At 70.1% G+C, this 19,340-nt stretch carries 20 protein-coding genes; 5 read left to right on the forward strand and 15 right to left on the reverse strand.

The genetic code is table 11. From position 1 onward, the window contains the following. Window positions 1–18: 18 nt before the first annotated feature. Both F1599_RS17970 and F1599_RS17975 read right to left on the reverse strand, forming a co-directional pair. Window positions 19–996 carry an MBL fold metallo-hydrolase gene (locus tag F1599_RS17970; RefSeq protein ID WP_223819733.1) on the reverse strand — a complete coding sequence of 326 codons (978 nt, stop codon included), beginning with the start codon at window positions 994–996 and terminating at the stop codon, window positions 19–21. A 68-nt stretch (window positions 997–1,064) separates the two neighbouring features. Beyond that, window positions 1,065–2,036 (reverse strand): alpha/beta fold hydrolase, encoded by a 972-nt coding sequence (locus F1599_RS17975; protein WP_223819734.1) that lies wholly within the window; start codon window positions 2,034–2,036, stop codon window positions 1,065–1,067. Window positions 2,037–2,141: 105 nt separating this feature from the next. Between F1599_RS17975 and pqqA the strand changes: the two genes are divergently transcribed. From pqqA to pqqE, 5 genes are all read left to right on the forward strand, one after another. Continuing rightward, window positions 2,142–2,216 (forward strand): pyrroloquinoline quinone precursor peptide PqqA, encoded by a 75-nt coding sequence (pqqA, locus tag F1599_RS17980; RefSeq protein WP_006578070.1) that lies wholly within the window; start codon window positions 2,142–2,144, stop codon window positions 2,214–2,216. 85 nt (window positions 2,217–2,301) lie between these two features. Next, window positions 2,302–3,219 carry a pyrroloquinoline quinone biosynthesis protein PqqB gene (gene pqqB / locus F1599_RS17985; RefSeq protein ID WP_150084014.1) on the forward strand — a complete coding sequence of 306 codons (918 nt, stop codon included), beginning with the start codon at window positions 2,302–2,304 and terminating at the stop codon, window positions 3,217–3,219. After that, entirely contained in the window at window positions 3,216–3,908 is a 693-nt protein-coding gene (gene pqqC / locus F1599_RS17990) for a pyrroloquinoline-quinone synthase PqqC (RefSeq protein ID WP_150084015.1), read from the forward strand. Before pqqB ends, pqqC begins: the two co-directional genes overlap by 4 nt. 23 nt (window positions 3,909–3,931) lie before the next feature. After that, window positions 3,932–4,177 (forward strand): pyrroloquinoline quinone biosynthesis peptide chaperone PqqD, encoded by a 246-nt coding sequence (gene pqqD / locus F1599_RS17995; protein WP_190286398.1) that lies wholly within the window; start codon window positions 3,932–3,934, stop codon window positions 4,175–4,177. Next, the gene (gene pqqE, locus F1599_RS18000) at window positions 4,149–5,321 is read left to right on the forward strand and encodes a pyrroloquinoline quinone biosynthesis protein PqqE (protein WP_190286399.1); all 1,173 of its coding nucleotides are present in this window, start codon (window positions 4,149–4,151) and stop codon (window positions 5,319–5,321) included. The genes pqqD and pqqE overlap by 29 nt, the downstream gene beginning before the upstream one ends. Before the next feature lie 98 nt (window positions 5,322–5,419). Here the strand turns inward: pqqE and F1599_RS18005 are convergent, their stop codons facing one another. The 13 genes from F1599_RS18005 to F1599_RS18065 form a co-directional block, all read right to left on the reverse strand. Continuing rightward, on the reverse strand, window positions 5,420–5,761 hold the full coding sequence (locus F1599_RS18005) for a c-type cytochrome (RefSeq protein WP_150084018.1): 342 nt from the start codon (window positions 5,759–5,761) through the stop codon (window positions 5,420–5,422). A gap of 118 nt (window positions 5,762–5,879) precedes the next feature. After that, window positions 5,880–7,613, reverse strand: a complete 1,734-nt coding sequence (locus tag F1599_RS18010; protein ID WP_150084019.1) for a PQQ-dependent methanol/ethanol family dehydrogenase — start codon at window positions 7,611–7,613, stop codon at window positions 5,880–5,882. Window positions 7,614–7,908: 295 nt separating this feature from the next. Beyond that, window positions 7,909–8,844, reverse strand: a complete 936-nt coding sequence (locus tag F1599_RS18015; RefSeq protein WP_150084030.1) for a quinoprotein relay system zinc metallohydrolase 1 — start codon at window positions 8,842–8,844, stop codon at window positions 7,909–7,911. A 101-nt stretch (window positions 8,845–8,945) separates the two neighbouring features. Next, a complete protein-coding gene (locus tag F1599_RS18020) occupies window positions 8,946–9,728 on the reverse strand; it encodes a quinoprotein dehydrogenase-associated SoxYZ-like carrier (RefSeq protein WP_150084031.1) in 783 nt (260 codons plus the stop codon). An 11-nt stretch (window positions 9,729–9,739) separates the two neighbouring features. Next, window positions 9,740–10,564, reverse strand: coding sequence for an ABC transporter permease (locus F1599_RS18025; protein ID WP_395896335.1), 825 nt, complete (start codon window positions 10,562–10,564; stop codon window positions 9,740–9,742). Between the two features lie 12 nt (window positions 10,565–10,576). Then, entirely contained in the window at window positions 10,577–11,803 is a 1,227-nt protein-coding gene (locus tag F1599_RS18030) for an ABC transporter substrate-binding protein (RefSeq protein WP_223819735.1), read from the reverse strand. Next, window positions 11,796–12,812 carry a PQQ-dependent catabolism-associated beta-propeller protein gene (locus F1599_RS18035; RefSeq protein WP_150084020.1) on the reverse strand — a complete coding sequence of 339 codons (1,017 nt, stop codon included), beginning with the start codon at window positions 12,810–12,812 and terminating at the stop codon, window positions 11,796–11,798. The genes F1599_RS18030 and F1599_RS18035 overlap by 8 nt, the downstream gene beginning before the upstream one ends. Then, window positions 12,809–13,585, reverse strand: a complete 777-nt coding sequence (locus F1599_RS18040) for an ABC transporter ATP-binding protein (RefSeq protein ID WP_150084034.1) — start codon at window positions 13,583–13,585, stop codon at window positions 12,809–12,811. Before F1599_RS18040 ends, F1599_RS18035 begins: the two co-directional genes overlap by 4 nt. A 23-nt stretch (window positions 13,586–13,608) precedes the next feature. Then, a complete protein-coding gene (locus tag F1599_RS18045; protein WP_223819739.1) occupies window positions 13,609–14,559 on the reverse strand; it encodes a tripartite tricarboxylate transporter substrate binding protein in 951 nt (316 codons plus the stop codon). 89 nt (window positions 14,560–14,648) lie between these two features. Beyond that, complete coding sequence (locus F1599_RS18050; protein ID WP_149318733.1) at window positions 14,649–15,062, reverse strand: DUF779 domain-containing protein; 414 nt, start codon at window positions 15,060–15,062, stop codon at window positions 14,649–14,651. A 127-nt stretch (window positions 15,063–15,189) separates the two neighbouring features. Then, complete coding sequence (gene adh / locus F1599_RS18055) at window positions 15,190–16,710, reverse strand: aldehyde dehydrogenase (RefSeq protein ID WP_150084021.1); 1,521 nt, start codon at window positions 16,708–16,710, stop codon at window positions 15,190–15,192. Between the two features lie 288 nt (window positions 16,711–16,998). Beyond that, window positions 16,999–17,625 (reverse strand): response regulator transcription factor, encoded by a 627-nt coding sequence (locus F1599_RS18060; protein ID WP_150084022.1) that lies wholly within the window; start codon window positions 17,623–17,625, stop codon window positions 16,999–17,001. Further along, a complete protein-coding gene (locus F1599_RS18065; RefSeq protein ID WP_150084023.1) occupies window positions 17,625–19,070 on the reverse strand; it encodes a sensor histidine kinase in 1,446 nt (481 codons plus the stop codon). Before F1599_RS18065 ends, F1599_RS18060 begins: the two co-directional genes overlap by 1 nt. Between the last annotated feature and the right edge of the window lie 270 nt (window positions 19,071–19,340).

Genomic DNA, 19,340 nt, shown 5'->3' on the forward strand with positions numbered 1-19,340 from the left:
CCGGCCAATGGCCCGCGCTCATCGGGCCGGCGCGCCGCGCATCCATTCATCCTCCAGTTCCAGCCAGGCGCGTTGCACGTTCAGCGCGTGCCGCGGCACAAAGCCCTGCCAGTGCCGGAAGGCTTCGCCCGGCACGGCCCGCAATGCATTGGCGGCATCCACGCCAGCGGCCAGCCCCTGCCGGATGCCGCGCTCCAGACTGTCGAGATAGGCCAGCGTCGGGACGATGCATTGCCGTGGCGTGCCAACGCCGTCGCCCACGACAGTGTCCGCCGGCAACACCGACAGCGCGCGCAGCGCAGCCTGCCAGCCCGTCAGCGAACCGTCGCGCAGATCCGGAACACGCTCGCCCATGGCCAGCCCGCCGGCAAACAGCAAGCGCAGCGCGGGCGCATACAGCGCCGTGTCCGAGGCGCTGTGCGCATTGGCAAGGACCCGCACCTGCCAGCGGACTCCGCCGGCGTCGAGCGGCGCGCCCTCGCGCAGCGCCGGCCGTGGCAGCACGATGGTCGTGCCGGCCATCGCCGCCGACCCCAGTTCGGCCACGAGCTGGCGAAGGCAAGCGTCGCAACGCGATCGCATCCGCTCGGCCGTCGCCGGCGAAGCGAGGAAAGCGGGGCGGGGCCGCAGCTCGGCGAAGGCGGCATTGGCCAGCACCTGCCGTGGATGCGGATGCGAATTGACGACCCATCGCACCGGCAGCGCAGTCCGCCGCCGGATCGCCGCGATCAGGCGGCGGCCATGGCGCAGATTCGGGCCGGGATCGACCACCAGCACGCCATCACGACCGATCGCCACCAGAGAAGGGGAGAACGACGGATCGGCGCCGTCCACCGCGCCGGTGTAGACGCCGGGCGCCAGCGGCGAAAGAAGCGGCGAAAGAGGCGGAGACAGAACCGGAGACAGCGCGGGCGACGACACCGGCGACGGCACCCGGGACATAAGCGGCTGCGGCTGCGGCTGCGGCTGCGGCTGCGTCGGCGCGGCCCCGGCCACGCTGTCCGCGGACAGCGCCGCCAAGCCCAGGCGGGCGGCACGCTGCAGGAAAGCGCGGCGGCCGCCTGTCACGCCGACAACTCGCGGATCGCGGCTCGCAAGGCATCGGCCATGGGTCCCGCGGCGAGATGCCCGCCCCCGAGCACCACGCGCAGCATGGCGTGCGGCATGACGGCCAGCAGCCGCGCCGCATTGCCGGGCCGGCAGACGCGGTCGCGCGCGCCGTGCAACAGGATCGTGGGGATGCGGTGCCGCGCGATGCCGGCGGCGCAGCGCAGCAGCGCGGGCTTGCCAAGGCCGCAGCGGCGCTGCAGGTAGTGCGCCTGGATCCGGTACTTGCGCCGCAGGGCGGCGTCGTTCCGGGCGGGATGGGCCGGTCGACGCAGCGCGGCGTGCTCGCCCAGCAGCGCGCGTTCCACCATGCGCCATCGCCGCGCGGTGTCCCGTTGTTGAACACCTGTTCCATTCTGCAGCAGCCGGATGGCGCAACGCCGTTGCGCTTCGGCGGAGCCGCCGCGCGCCCGCGCCGCAGCAAAGTCGGCGCCGCCGGGGGGCAGCACCGACATGCCGCGGGCACGCGCGGCGAACAGCCGCAGGATATCGTCGCGCCCGGTCAGGAAGCTGCCGCGCAGCACCAGCCCGGCAACGCGCTGCGGCCAGCGTGCCGCGTAGGCCAGCGCCAGCGAGGCCCCCCACGAGCCGGCAGCCACATGCCAGCGCTCGATGCCCAGCACGGTACGCAGTCGTTCAATATCGGCGAGCAGCGCACCGGTGGTGTTGCGCCTGAGCGTGCCGGCCGGCCGCGAGCGGCCCGCGCCGCGCTGATCGGGCAGGATGGCCAGCTGGCGAGCCGGATCGAACCAGCTGGCCATCGACGCGGAACAGCCGCTGCCCGGGCCGCCATGCAGTACCAGCCAGGGATCGCCATCCGGCCGGCCGTGGAGGCGGACGTGCACGCGGTGCATGTCCGCGGTGCGCAGCCAGAACACGCGGTCTTCGATGCGGTGGGAATCGTGCTGCTGTCGTGCGGTGTCGGGCATGGATGTTGCCTCGGAGTCGATGCGGAAGGGCGGGGCACGGTGCCGCCGCCCGCTCCGACTCGGCAATCACAGTCCGTGCCAAGCAACCACATCGAAGGAGACCTCATGAACTGGACCACGCCCGCCTATACCGATCTTCGCCTCGGCTTCGAGATCACGATGTATATCGCCAATCGCTGACGGTCAGCGTGCAAGCCGGTCCCCGCGCTGGCGGGGACTGTCACACCAAAAGAACAAAACGGGCGCACGGCGCCGCGGCATTGCGATGACGACGTTAAGGGTTCTGGGATCGGCTGCGGGAGGGGGCTTTCCGCAGTGGAACTGCAACTGCCCCAATTGCGACGGCGTGCGCCGCGGCGCGGTCTCCGCGGTGCCGCGCACCCAATCCTCGATCGCGCTGACCGAGAACGGCCTGGACTGGCTGCTGGTCAACGCGTCCCCCGACATCCTTGCGCAGATCCGCGCCACGCCGGCCCTGCAGCCCGCGCGCGAGCGGCGCGACACCGGCATCGCGGCCGTTCTGCTGATGGACGCGCAGATCGATCATGTGACCGGGCTGCTGATGCTGCGGGAACATCAGCGCCGCCTGCCGCTGTATGCCACCGAGCCGGTGCTCGCCGATCTGTCGGACGCCTTGCCGCTGGCGCGCGTGCTGTCACACTACTGCGGGCTCGATCGGCATCGGCTGCCGCTCGACGGCGAGCCGCTGCACATCGCGCCGCTGCAGCGGGCGACCATCACGGCCGTGCCGCTCGACAGCAAGGCGCCACCGTATTCGCCGAACCGCCACGCGCCGCGGCGTGGCGACAATATCGGCCTGCGCATCGTCGATACCGCCACCGGCAGGCGCGCCTTCTACGCGCCCGGACTTGGGCGGATCACGCCGGACCTGATGGAGGAGCTGCGCGGCTCCGATATCGTGCTGGTCGACGGCACCTTCTGGGTCGACGACGAGATGCTGCGGCTGGGCCTGTCGAACAGGACCGCCGCGCAGATGGGTCATCTGGCGCTGTCCGGCGCCGGCGGCATGATCGAGCTGCTGGACGCGTTGCCGGCATCGCGCAAGATCCTGATCCACATCAACAACACCAATCCGATTCTCGACGAGCGATCGCCGCAGCGCCGCCATCTGGACGCGCGCGGCATCGAGGTCGCCTGGGACGGCATGGAGATCGCGCTATGACGCAGGCCACCGCCTGGAGCCCGGCCGAGTTCGAATCGCAACTGCGCGCGAAGCAGTCGGGCTACCACATTCACCATCCATTCCATCGCCGCATGGCGGCGGGACAGTGCACCCCCGAGCAGATCCGCGGCTGGGTCGCCAACCGCTTCTACTACCAGGTACGCATCCCGCAGAAGGACGCCGCCATCCTGGCCAATTGCCCGGAGCGCGAGACCCGCCGGCTCTGGGTCCAGCGCATCCTCGACCACGACGGCACCGACAGCGAGCCCGGCGGCATCGAGGCCTGGGTCCGGTTGGGCGAGGCGGTCGGCCTGCCGCGCCAGGCGTTGTGGTCGCACGAACTCGTCGTGCCCGGCGTGCGCTTCGCCGTCGACGCCTACGTCAATTTCGCGCGCAGCGCCCCGTGGCAGGAGGCGGTGTGCTCGTCGCTGACGGAGATGTTCGCGCCGGAGATCCACCGCCAGCGGCTGGCCGGCTGGCCCGAGCACTACCCCTGGATCGAGCGGGACGGGCTGCATTACTTCCGCACGCGCATTCCGCTCGCCCAGCGCGACGTCGACCATGGCCTGCGCGTGACCCTCGAACATTTCCGCACGCCGGCCGAACAGCGGCGCGCGCTCGAGATCCTTCAGTTCAAGCTCGACGTGCTGTGGTCGATGCTCGATGCCATCGAGAAGGCCTATCCATGACCGCGCCATCCACAGGCACCTGCATGCCGACCCTGCACCGCACGCTCCGCCTGCAATGGGAGGAGGCGCAGCAGGCGTGGGTGCTGCTGTATCCCGAGGGCATGGTCACGCTGAACGAAAGCGCCGCGGCGATCCTGCGCCGCTGCGACGGCTCGCGCACGCTCGACATGCTGATCGACGAACTGCAGGGCGCCTATCACATCGAAGGAATCGCCGCCGAGGTCCATGCCTTTGTCAAACATGCCTTCGAACGCGGCTGGCTCGCCTGAGGCCGGCGTGCGCCCCGGCCCGCCTCTGTGGCTGCTGGCCGAGCTGACCTATCGCTGCCCGCTGCACTGCGCGTTCTGCTCGAATCCGGTCGACTATGCCCGGCACGGCGCGGAGCTGGGCACCGCGCAATGGCTCGACGTGCTGGCGCAGGCGAGAGCCCTGGGCGCGGTGCAGCTGGGACTGTCGGGCGGCGAGCCGCTGATGCGCAAGGACCTCGAAGCGATCGTCGCGGATGCCCGCCGGCTCGGCTTCTACATCAACCTGATCACCTCCGGTGTCGGGCTGACCGATGAACGCCTTGGCGCGCTGCGCGAGGCGGGACTCGATCATATCCAGCTGTCGTTCCAGGATTCGACGCGCGAGCTCAACGACTTCCTGTCGAGCACGCGCACCTTCGAGCTGAAGCACCGCGTGGCCCGCATGATCAAGGCGCACGGCTATCCGATGGTGATGAACTGCGTGCTGCACCGGCACAATCTGCCGCATGTGGGCGCCATCATCGAGATGGCGCTGGAGATGGGCGCCGAATACCTGGAGCTGGCCAACACCCAGTACTACGGCTGGGCCTGGCGCAACCGCCTCGCGCTGATGCCCGATGCCGCGCAGCTGCGCGAGGCCGAGGCGGTGGTCGAGCGCTATCGGCGGCGTATCGGTTCTCGTTGCCGCATCCTGTTCGTCGTCCCGGACTATTTCGAGACGCGCCCGAAGAAATGCATGAACGGCTGGGGCACGACGTTCCTGGGCGTCGCGCCGGACGGCACGGCGCTGCCATGCCACGCGGCGCGCATGCTGCCGGGACTTTCGCTGCCGAACGTCGCCGACATGCCGCTGCGCGACATCTGGTTCGACAGCGAGGCGTTCAACCGCTATCGCGGCACCGCGTGGATGAAGGGCGCGTGCCAATCCTGCGACGAGAAGGAGGCCGATGCCGGCGGCTGCCGCTGCCAGGCATGGCAGCTGACCGGCGATGCCGACGCGACGGACCCGGTCTGCGAGCGGTCGGACGATCACGATCGCGTGCGCGCCATCGTGGCACAGGGGCGGCTGGCCGCCGTGCTGTCCCAGGGGCGCGTGCAGCGGGGCAGGGAGGCGCCGCTGCTGTTCCGTACCGACGCCAATTCGCTGCGACTGAGCAAGCCGTAGCGGACCGCGGCGCATGACATCAAGAAAGGAGAGGCGCACCGGCGCCTCTCCTTTTTCCGTATGACGCGGGACCTGGCTCACGCGGGGCCCCGATCGGATCAACCGGCCTCCAGCACCCACGCCGCCAGCTGCCTGGCCTCCTCGTCCTTCAGCGAGGGGTGCGGCGGCATCGGAATCCGCCCCCATACCCCCTTGCCGCCCTCCTGGATCTTGCGGGCCAGCTTGCCGGTGGCCTCGCTGTCACCCTTGTACCTGGCCGCGACCTCGGCGAAGCCGGGGCCAACCAGCTTGCCCTGCATGCCGTGGCAGGAAAAGCAGCCGTTCTTGTCGGCCAGCGCCTTGAGGTCCGGCGCCGCTTGCGCCGACGCGGCGAGGGCAAGGCCGAAGGCGAGGGCAGCCGCGCCGCGCGGCGCGATACGTCGAATCCATTCTTTCAGCATGAATCACCCATTCGAATGCGGCCGGCGCCGTCCCCGCATGCGCCAACACATGCGCCAACACATGCATCAACGCACGCGTCGATGCACACGCTCGCGCGCCGGCCTGTACGGCAAGCGCTCAGACCTTGCTGAGCTTGAACACCCACACCGAGCCGCCTTGCTCGAGGAAGTTGACGCGCTTGGCCACGTCGCCGCCCCACAGCGGCACGGCGCCGCCCCAGCCCGACACCACGGCGATGAACTGCTCGCCGTTTTCTTCCCAGGTGACTGGCGGCGCCACCACGCCGCTGCCGGTCTGGAATTGCCACAGCTCCTTGCCGGTCTTCGCGTCCGCCGCCTTCAGGTAGCCCTCGGGCGTGCCCCAGAACACCAGGCCGCCGCCGGTCGTCATCACGCCGCCCCACAGCGGCGCGTTGTTCTTGACCTCCCAGACGATCTTGCCGGTCTTCGGATCGACGGCGCGCAACGCGCCGATATAGTCCTCGTTCAGCGGCTTGATGGTGAAGCCGGCGCCGAGGAAGGCCGCGCCCTTCTTGTAGGTGATCGGCTCGTTCCAGATGTCCATGCCCCATTCGTTGGCCGGCACATAGAACAGGCCCGTCTGCGGGCTGAACGCCATCGGCTGCTGGTTCTTGCCGCCGAGGAAGCCCGGCGCGGCGAACACCGACTGTCCCTTCTTCTGGTCGGCGGGGTCGCCAGGACGGCTTTCCGCGACGAAGTTGGGCCGGCCGGTCTTCAGGTCGATGTCCTTGGCCCAGGTCACCTTGCGGACGAACGGAAAGGCGTTCAGCACCTTGCCGTTGCGTGCATCGTTGACGTAGAAGAAGCCGTTGCGGTCGGCCTTGCCGCCGACGCGCTTGCCGTCGAGGTCGAAGGTCACGAACTCGTTGACGCCGTCGAAATCCCAGCCGTCGTTCGGCGTGTTCTGGTAATGCCAGACGATCTTGCCGGTGGCAGGATCGATGGCCACCGTCGACGACGAGTAGAGGTTGTCGCCCTTGCGCAGATGGCTGTTCCACGGCCCCGGATTGCCGGTGCCGAAGTAGGCCAGCCCGGTCTTGGGATCGTAGGTGCCGCCGAGCCAGGTCGCCGCGCCGCCGGTCTTCCAGGTTTCGCCCGGCCAGCTGGCGTTCAGGTTTCCGGTGATGCCGTTCTCGATCTTGTTGCCCTCGGCGTCGAAGCGATAGCCCATATGCCCTTCGACGGTCGGGCGGATCCACACCAGGCGGCCGGTCCTGGCATCGCGCGCCTCGACGCGGCCGACCACGCCGAACTCGCCCCCCGATACGCCGGTCAGCACCAGTCCCTTGACGATCATCGGCGCCGCCGTGTACGAATAGCCGGCCGCGTAATCGTCGATCTTGTCCTTCCACACGACCTTGCCGGTGTCCTGGTCGAGTGCGACCAGCTGCGCGTCCAGCGTGCCGAAGATGACGAGCTTGTCGTACAGCGCGGCGCCGCGGTTCACCACGTCGCAGCACGGCATGATGCCTTCCGGCAGGCGATGCTCGTACTTCCACAGCTTGGCGCCAGTCTTGACGTCCAGCGCGAAGATCCGCGAGTACGAAGCGGTGACGAACATCTTGCCGTTATGGATCAGCGGCTGCGATTCCTGGCCGCGCTGCTTCTCCCCGCCGAACGAGAACGACCACGCCGGCACCAGGCGGGCGACGTTCTTCGTATTGATCCTGGCCAGCGGCGAGAAGCGCTGGCCCTCCGGCCCGATCCCCCACGACAGCACATCACCGGGACTCTTCGCGTCGTTCTCGATCATCGCGTCCGTCACGGCGGCCCGCGCGGCGAAGCTGGTCACGCACGCGGCGGCCAGCACCAGCACCTTCAACTTGCTCATCGTTTGCTCCTCTCTCTTTTTGTCGATGATCGGCTTCGATCATCGGTTTCGATCAACCCTGTCGCGGATTTCCCGGTGGTCCTTCCACAGGCGCGGCACAGGCCGATCGGCGATGCCGCGCCGGTGCGCCAATCCGCAATTCGCGTGCCACGCCGGCCGTGAAAAATTCCCGTTGCTTGCGAACCCTTTTCGCCGCGATCGCGCGCGCGGATGCGCCATACCGGGCCGTACCGCGCCACCGCGCAACAACGCTGTCGCGGAATGGAGCACCCCTCGCGCGTGCCCGCCGCACGGCTCATGGCGCCAGCGCCTCCCGTTCATAGGCCGGGTACAGGTGCGTGACGTTGCGCAGGTATTCGGCCGGCATCGCGGCCCAGCCCGAGTACGGCGCCGGCACCGGCATCGCGATGACCTCGGCGAGGTCGCGGCCCTCGCGGGCCGCCTGGCGCAGCCGGGCGTCGAGCCAGCGCAGGTAGTCGCGCGTCTGCGCGATCGCATCGGCGCCGTCGAGCGCAGGGCCATGGCTTGGCACCAGCAGGCGCAATCCGTCCTCGCGCATCCGGCGTTCCAGCACGTCGAGGCTGGCGAGCCAGCGGGGAATGTCGGCGTGCGGCGTGGTCGGGATGCGCGAGCGGAAGGCCAGGCCGCCGGCGAACATCACGCGCGCGGTATGGTCGATCAGCACCAGATCGTCGCGGGTATGACCCTGCAGGCGCAGCAGCTCGAATCGATGGCGTCCGATCGTGCGCGGTCCCGGCTCGATGGTCGTGACGGGCGGCGCCGGTTCGGTGCCCGCCATCCAGTCGCCGCAGAGCCGATACAGGTTGTCGGCATACGCGCCGGCCTCGCGCGCCGCGCCGGCGACGGTACCGGCCAGCGCGGCCGGACTGGCGTCGGCATAGGCCTGGTTGCCGAAGAAGTAGTCGGGATGCAGGTTCAGGTTCAGCACCAGGCGGACCGGGGCCTTCGTCACCCTGGCGATCGCCGCGCGCTGCTGCTCACCGTAGCGCCGCGACGGCCCCGTATTGACGACGACCACGCCGTCGCCGGTATCGATGAAGGCCGTATTGATGATGTTGCAGCCGTTGCCGACGGCGAAGTCGGCATTCGCCCCTTCAAACAGCCAGATGCCGTCGCCGATATCGCGCGGCGCGAGGCGGTAGTCGGGCGGCCGCAGCGCCCCTGCTGCGGGGTCGTCGCCGAATGCCGGCGCGGGAAGCAGCAGGGCCATCGACAGGGCGATCGACAGGGCGATCGACAGGGAGAACGGCAGGGAGAACGGCAAGCCAAACAGCTGGGCAATCGGCACGGCGAGCGCGGCCAACAGGCGCCTCATGGCAGCACCCGCGCGTCGATACGGTTGCCGTTGTTGTCGCGGCCGGTCACCGCCAGCGGCTGCGGCGCCGGCTCGCGCAGGTCGAAGGAGAAGATCGGGTTCTCCGACACGGGCTCGTGCAGCTCGAGCGTGCCGAGCGGTTCGCGACGGCCGTCGACGAGCGCCAGCTGCTCGATATGGAAGGCGGGAATGCCCGCCACCAGGCCGGTGTCCATCGGATGCATCACGCGGACCCGGATCCGGCCGCCGCCGCCATCGAGCGCGGCAAAGCGCCGGGCCTCGACCCGGTTCAGCGTCACGCTCCACGAGCCGTCCTTGCGCGTCACGCCCGGCACCGTGCAGCCGCCGCCGGCGGCGTCGACCAGCAGGCCGCCGACATGCCAGACGCCATCGCGGGTGCGGGCCGCGACCCGTACCGGGGAGCCCTGTTCCAGCTTGAAGCGGAACGACAGCGCCGGCTTGAGCTTGCCCGGCGTGAACGCCAGCACCTTGCGGATCGGATTGCGGTCGACCCCGACCACGACCCGGTCCACTTCGCCCAGCGCCGAGGCGTCGAAGGCGATCGGCACGTTCAGCGCGTCTTCGGCGAAGGCGGGACCGACGACCTTCACGCGCGCGTCGAACACCGCGGGCGCGTTGCCCAGCATCTCGCCGCGCAGCGTGGGCCATTGCGCCGAGGCGAACGGGTCGGCATCGGCGGCCGCATGCGCCAGCGCCGACGCCAGGGCCAGCAGCGTCCCGAGCCACGCAAGGCTTTGCCTGCCATGACGGCGCGGCACGACAGGCGGCCTCACGCCCGTTTTCCCAGCGGCCTTGCCATGCCGCGCTGCGGGTCGTAGCCGAGCAGCGCCACGCCGAAGAACAGGCAGGCGCAGGCCGCCACCACCGCGACGCTGCCCCAGGCCGCCTGCCCGTACAGCGCGAAGCGGATCGCCTCGACCGCATGCGTGAAGGGGTTGATCCGCGCCAGCTGGTGGATCGGCTCGGCCCCGGATTCCTCGAGCTTCCACAGCGGATATAGCGCGGTGCTGATGAAGAACATCGGGAAGATCACGAAGTTCATCATGCCGGCGAAGTTCTCCAGCTGCCGCACATGCACCGACAGCGCGAGGCCGAGCGCGCCGAGCATCAGCGCGGCCAGCGTCATCGCCGCGAACAGCATCGGCAGCGCGGCATACGCGATCGGCACATCGAACAGCACGGCGACCAGCAGGAACGCCGCCATCTGCAGCAGCGACAGCAGCGCACCGGCCGCGAGCTTGCACGCCAGCAACCAGGGCCGCGGCAGCGGCGCCGTCAGCAGCAGCCGCATCACGCCCATTTCGCGGTCGTAGACCATCGCCAGCGAGGACTGCATGCCGTTGAACAGCGCGATCATCGCCAGCAGGCCGGGGGTCAGATATACCTTGTATTCGACATAGGTGTCGTAGGGCGGAATGATGGCGACGCCGAACACGTTCTGGAAGCCCGCGCCGAATACCAGGAACCACAGCAGCGGCCGCACCAGCGACGAGATCAGGCGGCCGGGCTGGCGCAGGAACTTGCGCAGCTCGCGGCCCGCGACGGCGCGCAGCGCGCGCCAGCGATGGAGCAGGGGAGAGATGGAGGTCATCATGGCGGCAGGCTGTCAGCGGCGGCACGCGGTCTCGGGCGCGTCCGCGCCCAGCGTGTCGAGGTTGTTCCTGGGATGCAGGAAGCCGTCGAGCGGGGCGACCGCCGCCACGCCGTCGGGATGCGCAAGAAACACCGGCTGGCGCAGCTGCCCGTCCCAGGGCCGGAAACTCAGGCGCGGGCCCTTGAAGCCATCGATGACGACATCGCCGGAGACCAGGCTCCGGGCCTGCTCGGCAAACGGCGCCTTCGGCGCGCGCGTGGCCGCTTCGACCACAGCCTTGACCGCGACCCAGCCGGCCCAGTCGTGCCCGCTCATCGGCCTGCCGGCGGCCTTGAGGAAGCGCCGGTTCAATTGCGGGCCGCCGTGGCGCTCCCAGGCCCGGTGCCACGCCATCGCGGTCAGGCCGTTGGCGCCCGCCACCGGGCGCGGCAGTTGCGTGGCGTACGGCAGCGTGCGCGCGAACTCGCCGTCGGCATCGGCGACCACCACGACGTCGTGATCCGGGCCGCCCGTCAGCAGCCGGACGTTGGCCAGCTCCCGTTCACGCGGATCGTTCGACAGACGGAAGTCCCGCTGCGCGGCCCAGGCGATCCCGAAGCGCCGGGCCGCCTGCAGATAGAGCGCCTGCCACGCGCGATCCTCCGGCGCGGGGCCCGTCAGCAGCAGCGCCTTGCGCCATTTGCGCGCGGCCAGCGCCTGCATCAGCGCGTCGGCCTGCATCCGCCGGCTCGGCAGTGTGTGCAGCAGGTGCGGCGCGCAGGCTTGCCCGCGCAGCGCGTCGTCGTCGGACGAGACGTTCAGCAGCAAGGCCTCGCCGGGCTTTACCGCGCGGGTCGCCGCGCGCACGGCGTCGGCGGGGAGATCGAGCACGATGTAGCGGATGCCCTGGCGCGCCAGCATGGCGGCCGTCTGTGCCGCCCCCTCGGCGTCGCGCGCTTCGGCGGCCTCGAGCTTCAGCGACAGCCCCGCGGCCTCGAGCGCAAGGCGGGATTCGGCCGCGGCCACGCGCATGCCGTCGAATGGCCTGCCCTCGGGGTGGCCGGGATAGCGCTGCTCCAGCCGTCTGGACTCGTAGCGCGGATCGTCGGCCAGGCTGACGACGCCGATGCGCAGCTCGGCCGCGCCAGCGCGCGCCGCGCCGGTTGCCGCAGCCGTTGCCGCAGCGGCTTGCGTAGCCGTCGATATGCCGGCCAGCAACACGCACACGGCGAGCGGACGCAGCAACGCGAGCCTAGTCATCGATCGCCACCGAATGCGGTACGCGCCCGGCCTTCAGCGTCGCCACCGCCTTGGCACGCGCGGTGTCGACCACGCTGACGTCGTCGGACATGCCGTTGGTCACGTACAGCAGCGCATCGCCGCGCGTCAGCGCCACCCCCCACGCGCGCCGGCCGACCAGCACGTAGTCGAGCACGCGCCGCGCGGCGACATCGACCACCGCCACATGGTTGGCCCGCCCGAGGGCGACATAGGCGCGCCTGCCGTCCCGCGACAGGGCCAGCCCTACCGGCGTCACGTCGTCGGCACGAAACCCCTTCGGCGCGAAGGTCAGCACGTGCGCGACCTGCAGCGTGTCGGTGCGGATGATCGACACGCTGGCGGCGAGCTCGTTGCTGACCCACAGCTCCTTGCCGTCGGGCGACAGCGCGAAGCGGCGCGGTCGGTTGCCGACGGGGATATGGCGAACGATCTTGCGGCTGTCCACGTCGATCACATGGACGAGATTGGCCACTTCGGAGGCCACGTAGACACGCTTGCCGTCGGCGCTGACCTTGACGCCCTCCGGTTCATCGCCGACGGCCACCGAGAAGCGCTTCTGCCCGGTCGCAGTGTCGACCGCGGTCAGCAGGGACTCTTCCTCGTTGGAGACATAGAGCGTCCTGCCGTCCGGGCTCAGGTCGAACATTTCCGGGTCGTCGCCGACGCGCAGCGCGGCCAGCGTCTTGCGCGTGCGGACGTCGACCACATCGACGCGATCGTCGTCGCTGCAGGCGACATAGAGCCGCGTGCGGTCGGGCGACAACTGCAGATGGCGCGGCCGGCGGCACTGCGGCAGCACGGCGGACACCTGCCGGCTGGCCGCGTCGTAGAACGTCAGGCTGCCGTCCTTCTCGCTGGAAACGATGACCTGGCCGCCGCCGGCCGGGTATGCCGTCTCGGACCACCCGGCCAGCACCAGCACGGCGGTCGCGAACAGGGTGGCACCGACGACCCAGCGGATACGCGGCACCGGTGGCAGGTGGCTCATGGCGATGCCTCCGAGGCGGTGAGGGCCAGGAAGGCCCGTTCGAGGTCGTGCTGCGTGGTGGCGGCGCACAGCATCGCCGGCGTGCCGTCGAAGCGGACCGTGCCCCGGTGCAGCACGACGACACGGTCGCAGGCGGCGATCTCCTGGACCAGGTGCGTGGCCCACAGCACCGCGGTGGATTGTTCGGCGGCAAGGCGGCGGGCCTCGTCGACGATCTGAGCGCGCGAGGCCGGATCGAGTCCGACCGTCGCCTCGTCCATCAGCAGCAGCGCCGGCTCGTGCAGCAGCGCGCGGGCCAGTTCGACCTTGCGGCGGTTGCCGCCCGACAGCGCGCGCACCGGCGCGCGTTCGCGCTCGGCAAGCCCGAAGTGCGCGAGCAAGGCGGCGATGCGCGGCAAGGACTGCCGCCGGGCAAGGCCATGCAGGTCGGCATGGAACAGCAGGTTGTCGCGCACCGACAGGTCCAGATCGATCGCCGGCTGCTGGAAGACGATGCCGAGCCGGGCCAGCGCGCGGGCCGGATGCTCCCGCATGTCGGCGCCCATCACCTCGGCCCGGCCGGCATCCGCGACGAACAACCCGGTCAGGATCTGGAACAGCGTGGTCTTGCCGGCGCCGTTCGGCCCGAGCAGCGCAACGAATTCGCCGGGGCGAACCGACAGCGATACGCCATCGAGCGCCGCCTGCCTGCCGAAGCGCTTGACCAGCCCGTCGCAGCGCAGCGCCGGGGCGGTATCGCCAGTTGCTTCGCTCGATTCGGCATCCGCCCGCATCGCCGCCGCCAGGGTGGGGCTTATCACGATGGCTCCTTGCCGGCGGCCAGGCCCAGCCGTTGCGCGAACTCGCGCTCGCGCGCCCACACGCCGCGCAGATAGGCCTCGTACCGCTCGGTATCGAGATACGTCAGTTCCTGGTCGTACCTGGCCAGTTCGGCCAGATGCCGGGGGTGGCGCATGGCGCGGGCGAAGGCGTCGTGCAGCCGGCGCACGACGCGCGGGTCGGTGCCCCGCGGCACGCCGATGCCATAGGGAGAGTTGTGGACCGCGTCGGGATAGCCGAGCTCCTTCATGGTCGGCACGTCGGGCCAGCGGGGCGAGCGGTGTTCGCTGAACAGGGCCAGCAGCCGCAGGCGCCCGCTGTCGACATAGGGCGCGAAGCCGGTCGCGCTGACGCCCGCCATCAACGCGCCGCCGGCGACCGCCAGCATCTGGTCGGCGATGCCGCGGTAGGGCACATGCAGATAGCGGACGCGGTTGCGGCCGAGCACGTCCTCGATCGCCAGATGCGGCGTGGTGCCGATGCCGGAGGAGCCCACCGTCAGCGCGCCGGGATGGGCCTGTCCCCAGGCGACCAGGTCGCCGAAGCTGCGGAACGGGCTGTCGGCCGGCACCACCACGCCGAAGGTATAGCCGGAGATCATCACCACCGGCTGGATATCGCGCAGCGGCTGCCATGTCGTCTTCTGCTGGTGCGGCAGCCGGTAGACGGTCACCGGCAACTGGCCGATGGTGTAGCCATCCGGCTTTGCCGCGGCAAGCAGCGCGCCGACCAGGGCACCGCCGGCGCCGGCGCGGTTCTCGACCACCACCGGCTGGCCGAGCTCGTGCCCGACCAGTTCGGCCAATACCCGCATCGACAGATCGGTGGCACCGCCCGCGGGCCAAGGCACGATCATCGTCAGCGGGTGCGCGGGGTAGCCGGCGGCCGGATTGGCGCCCGCGCCGGGCGTGACGGTTGTGGCCGCCATGGCCGGAAGCGCCGCGCGCGCGGCCAGCGCGCCAAGCGCGATCGTCAGCGCGCGGCGCCCTGGCATCGGAAGGATCGGCGCGGGCGCCATCACGCGGCGAGGTCGGGATAGTCGACGGTTGCCCGTTGCGGCGGCACCGCGGCGAGCCGGTCGGCCTCCTCGTCGGTGAACAGCCGCGAACGGGTCAGGAAGCGCATGCCGGTGGCGCGTTCGATCGAGAACATGCCGCCATTGCCGGGCACCACGTCGATGATCAGCTGCGTGTGCCGCCAGTACTCGAACTGAGATTCGCTCATGTAGAACGGTGCGCCACCGATCTCGCCGAGCTTGATGTCGCTGCCGCCGACCAGGAATTCGCCGCGCGGAAAACACATCGGCGCGCTGCCGTCGCAGCAGCCACCGGACTGGTGGAACAGGATGGGGCCGTGGTCACCGGTCAGCTGCGCGATCAGTGCGAGCGCGGCGTCGGTGGCGATCACGCGTGGGGGCAGGGGGGTATGCATGGTCGGAATCCGCGAAGACGCCGTCGTCCGGGCGAAGGCCGGGAGCCCGGCGTCCCTGCCGCTTGCGGCGGAACGGGACGCCAGGATCCGGCCTGGCGAGGGCGACGGCCGTTGCCAGGCCCGTCGGTCAGAAGAAGCCGAGCGCGTTCGGGCTGTAGCTGACCAGCAGGTTCTTGGTCTGCTGGTAGTGGTCCAGCATCATCTTGTGGTTCTCGCGTCCGATGCCCGATTGCTTGTAGCCGCCGAATGCCGCGTGGGCCGGGTAGGCGTGATAGCAGTTGGTCCACACGCGGCCCGCCTGGATCGCGCGGCCGAAGCGGTAGGCCCGCGTGCCGTCGCGCGTCCACACGCCGGCGCCGAGGCCATACAGCGTGTCGTTGGCGATCTCGAGCGCCTCTTCCTCGGTCTTGAAGGTGGTCACCGATACCACCGGCCCGAAGATCTCCTCCTGGAAGATGCGCATCTTGTTGTGGCCGCGGAAGACGGTCGGCTTGATGTAGTAGCCGTTCTCCAGGCCATTGCCCAGTTGCGCGCGTTCGCCGCCGGTCAGCAGCTGCGCGCCTTCCTGCTTGCCCAGGTCGATGTACGACAGGATCTTCTCGAGCTGTTCCTGCGAGGCCTGCGCGCCGATCATCGTGCTGCGGTCCAGCGGATGGCCTTGCTTGATCGCCTCGACGCGCTTGATGGCCCGCTCCATGAAGCGGTCGTAGACCGACTCCTGGATCAGCGCGCGCGACGGGCAGGTACAGACCTCGCCCTGGTTCAGCGCGAACATCGCGAAGCCTTCCAGCGCCTTGTCGAAGAAGGCGTCGTCCTTGTCGAGCACGTCGGCGAAGAAGATGTTGGGGCTCTTGCCGCCGAGCTCCAGCGTGACCGGAATCAGGTTCTGGCTGGCGTATTGCATGATCAGCCGGCCGGTGGTGGTCTCGCCGGTGAAGGCGATCTTGGCGATGCGCTTGTTCGAGGCCAGCGGCTTGCCGGCCTCGAGGCCGAAGCCATTGACGACGTTGAGCACGCCCGGCGGCAACAGGTCGCCGATGATCTCCAGCAGCACCATGATCGAGGCCGGGGTCTGCTCGGCGGGCTTGAGCACGACGCAGTTGCCGGCGGCAAGCGCGGGCGCCAGCTTCCACGTCGCCATCAGCAGCGGGAAATTCCAAGGGATGATCTGGCCGACCACGCCCAGCGGCTCATGGAAGTGGTAGGCGATGGTGTCGTGGTCGATCTCCGAGATGCCGCCCTCCTGGGCGCGCACCGCGCCGGCGAAATAGCGGAAATGATCGATCGCCAGCGGCAAGTCGGCGGCCATGGTCTCGCGCAGCGGCTTGCCGTTGTCGATCGTCTCGGCGACGGCGAGGCGCTTCAGGTTGGCCTCCATGCGATCGGCAATGCGGTTCAGCACGTTGGCGCGCTCGGCCGGCGAGGTGCGCGCCCAGGCCGCCTTGGCCGCATGCGCGGCGTCCAGCGCCAGCTCGATATCGTCGGCATTGGAGCGGGCGATCTTGCAGAACGCCTGGCCGGTGACGGGCGACAGATTGTCGAAGTACTGTCCCGATTGCGGCGGCACCCACTTGCCGCCGATGAAGTTGTTGTAGGACGCCTTGTACGGGAATTCGATATCGAGGAATTTCAGTTCCGCATGGTTCATGGTGGTGTCTCCTGACGAATCGTCTGTCTTGCGTTTGTCTTGCGGTTGCGCTGCTGTCTTGGCGACCGGGTGTCCGGCCAGTCCACTTCCCTCAGCGCAAGGAGCGTGCCATTTGCCGGCCGCCGTTTTTCGGCATGGTTCGCCCGTGATGCGCGCCCGCACTGTTGCGTCGCTAATCGCGGCCCTGTCCCCGGTGTCCCGAAATGGAGCAATCGCACTGCGGCCGGCGATCAACGGTCCGCGATCAAGGGGCCATGGCCAACGGTCCCGCGGTCTGCGGTTCTGCCTTCAGTCAAGGCCGTGCTCGCGCGCATAGCGGTACATCTCGACGACGTTGGCCAGTCCCAGCTTCTTGCGGATCAGCGTCTGGTAATTGGCGATTGTCTTGGTGCTCAGGTAGAGCTGCGCGGCGATGTCCTCGAGCGCGATACCGCGCACCAGCAGGCGGAACAGATCGAACTCGCGCGGCGACAGGCGCATGTGCGGCAGCGCCTTCGGGTCTCCCTCGGCGGCGAGGCCGGCGATATCGTCCGACAGCGGCCGCTCGCCGGCCGCGACGCGATGCACCGCGTCGACCAGCAGGTCCGGTGCGCTGCTCTTGGTCAGATAGCCGTCCGCTCCCGCGCGCAGCGCCTGCGCGACGATGGCTGGGCTGTCGTGCATGCTGAAGACCAGCACGCGCAGGGCGGGCACGCGCGCCTTCAGGCAGCGCAGCACTTCGAGCCCGCCGCGGCCCGGCATCGACAGGTCCAGCACCAGCACGTCGGCAGGGTGGCGGCTGAGCCAGAGATAGGCGGCATCGCCGTCGGCGAACTCCCCGACGACCTGCAGGCGCTCGTCCAGCTCCAGCAGGCGGCGGTAGCCGGTCCGCACGACGGCATGGTCGTCGGCGAGTACGACGCGCAGCGGCATCATCAGGCCAGCTCCGGCAGGCAGCCGTGGCCGGGGGCGCCGGCGCGGGTCGTGATGTCTGGCGCATGCACCGCCGCAACGGCCGCACCCTTCGAAATTGTCGCGACGGCGGCAGGTGCCGCCGCCAGCGCGCCAGGGAATCGCGCAAGCAGCTTCAGCCCGGGCCGCGTTTCGCCGGGCCGCGAGGCGCCCAGCTCCAGCTCGCCCCCATGGGCCCACACCCGTTCCCGCATGCCGCCCAGTCCGCAGCCGGCCTCGAGCGCGGCGCCGAGATCGGCGATGCCGCGGCCGTCGTCCTCGACGCACCAGACGATATCGCCGGCGGCGTTGGCGGCCACGCGGACCTGAACCGTTCCGGCGCCGGCGTGCCGTACCGCGTTGGTCAGGGCCTCCTGCGTCATGCGGTAGAGCGCCAGTGCCAGCGCCGGCGGTACCGCCACCGCGCCAAGCTCTATCTCCAGGCGAAAGTCCGTGCGCGAGTCCGGCTGCGTGCGCCACCCTTGCAGCAAGTCCTGCAGCATCCGAGCCAGCGGCACCGGCCCGTTGCCCGGCTGCGTGCCATGCGGCCGCAGCCGATGCAACAGCGAGCGGACATCCTGCTGGATGCGCGCGCCATGCTGCGACAGCCCGTCGGCCACGCCGCGCAGCCCGGCGTCATGCGTCAGCCGGCGCGACAGGTAGGCGGCGTCGGCCCGCATCGCGGTCAACGTCTGGCCGAGCTCGTCGTGCAGTTCGCGCGCGATGCGCGCCCGCTCGTGCTCCTGCGCATCGAGCAGCCGCAGGCTCAGCGCGCGGCGGGAAGCCTCCGCCTGCGCCAGCGCCGCGGCGAGCTGCTGCAACGCCCGGCGGATGGCGTCAAGCTCGGCGATCCGGGTCGGGGGCAGCGCCGCATCGTATTCGGCGTGCTCGTATCGGCGGATTGCCGCCAGCATCCCGCGCAGCGGGGCCAGCGCCCGTCGTGCCGACCAGGCGATGCCGGCGAACAGCAGCGCGCTGTACAGCATCAACGTGGCCAGCTGGCCGGCAAAGGTGTTCAGCGCCTCGCTTTCCTCGCTGCGCGGATTCCAGTCCAGCGCCACGCGGTAGGCGGCGCCCTCGGCCGCGGGGATGGTCCACGACGCGGCCGGCCCCGCGGGGACTGCGCTGCCGGCGGTCCCGGCCTGCGGGACGAGGACCACGCCGCGATCGTCCCGCAGTGTCAGCCGCAGATGGCGCAGCGCGCCGGAGGCCGCGATGTCCCGCAGGGCCCGCAAATGTCCGTCGTGGGCCTCGGCGGGATCTGCCTGCAGCCCGGCGAGATGGCGAAACATCCTGGCCGTCGCGTCGGCGCCGCGCCGTTCGCTGCGGATGTCGCCCGCGGCGGTGGCCAGCGCGAACAGCGTGGCGACGATCAGGCTGAGCAGCGCGATCGGCGCGGCCCGAAGCAGCAGGTGGCGGGACAGGGGCATGGCTAGGGTCTCCTCGTGTTCGTCGAGGCGGCCCGTGCGCTCTGGTGGCGTGGTTGCGTGGCGCGCGATCCCGGCACGGCGAGCCCGGCCCTGTCGTCAGGTCGGGAGTTTTTCCCGGCCCTCGGGGTACGGAATCTGCTCGACGGGATCGTGCGGCCCGACAGAGGTCCGCTCGATAACAGGAGGAGATGCAAGATGTCAGCCAACCGGAGCGGTGCCGCCGCCGGCGGCCGGCGCGCGGCCGCCGCGCCGCGCCACGCGGGGTCCCCC

It is taken from the genome of Cupriavidus cauae, from assembly GCF_008632125.1.
In the GTDB taxonomy this organism is placed as follows: Bacteria; Pseudomonadota; Gammaproteobacteria; order Burkholderiales; family Burkholderiaceae; genus Cupriavidus; species Cupriavidus cauae.

Coding starts and splice junctions, on each gene's coding strand:
- adh (WP_150084021.1), bottom strand. CDS start 16,710: ATGAACCATGCGGAACTGAAATTCCTCGATATCGAATTCCCGTACAAG.
- F1599_RS18035 (WP_150084020.1), bottom strand. CDS start 12,812: ATGAGCCACCTGCCACCGGTGCCGCGTATCCGCTGGGTCGTCGGTGCC.
- F1599_RS18060 (WP_150084022.1), bottom strand. CDS start 17,625: ATGATGCCGCTGCGCGTCGTACTCGCCGACGACCATGCCGTCGTGCGG.
- F1599_RS17975 (WP_223819734.1), bottom strand. CDS start 2,036: ATGCCCGACACCGCACGACAGCAGCACGATTCCCACCGCATCGAAGAC.
- F1599_RS18015 (WP_150084030.1), bottom strand. CDS start 8,844: ATGGCCCTGCTGCTTCCCGCGCCGGCATTCGGCGACGACCCCGCAGCA.
- F1599_RS18010 (WP_150084019.1), bottom strand. CDS start 7,613: ATGAGCAAGTTGAAGGTGCTGGTGCTGGCCGCCGCGTGCGTGACCAGC.
- pqqC (WP_150084015.1), top strand. CDS start 3,216: ATGACGCAGGCCACCGCCTGGAGCCCGGCCGAGTTCGAATCGCAACTG.
- pqqB (WP_150084014.1), top strand. CDS start 2,302: ATGACGACGTTAAGGGTTCTGGGATCGGCTGCGGGAGGGGGCTTTCCG.
- F1599_RS18025 (WP_395896335.1), bottom strand. CDS start 10,564: ATGATGACCTCCATCTCTCCCCTGCTCCATCGCTGGCGCGCGCTGCGC.
- pqqE (WP_190286399.1), top strand. CDS start 4,149: ATGCCTTCGAACGCGGCTGGCTCGCCTGAGGCCGGCGTGCGCCCCGGC.
- F1599_RS18040 (WP_150084034.1), bottom strand. CDS start 13,585: ATGCGGGCGGATGCCGAATCGAGCGAAGCAACTGGCGATACCGCCCCG.
- F1599_RS18045 (WP_223819739.1), bottom strand. CDS start 14,559: ATGGCGGCCACAACCGTCACGCCCGGCGCGGGCGCCAATCCGGCCGCC.
- F1599_RS18050 (WP_149318733.1), bottom strand. CDS start 15,062: ATGCATACCCCCCTGCCCCCACGCGTGATCGCCACCGACGCCGCGCTC.
- F1599_RS18005 (WP_150084018.1), bottom strand. CDS start 5,761: ATGCTGAAAGAATGGATTCGACGTATCGCGCCGCGCGGCGCGGCTGCC.
- F1599_RS18065 (WP_150084023.1), bottom strand. CDS start 19,070: ATGCCCCTGTCCCGCCACCTGCTGCTTCGGGCCGCGCCGATCGCGCTG.
- pqqD (WP_190286398.1), top strand. CDS start 3,932: ATGCCGACCCTGCACCGCACGCTCCGCCTGCAATGGGAGGAGGCGCAG.
- F1599_RS18030 (WP_223819735.1), bottom strand. CDS start 11,803: ATGACTAGGCTCGCGTTGCTGCGTCCGCTCGCCGTGTGCGTGTTGCTG.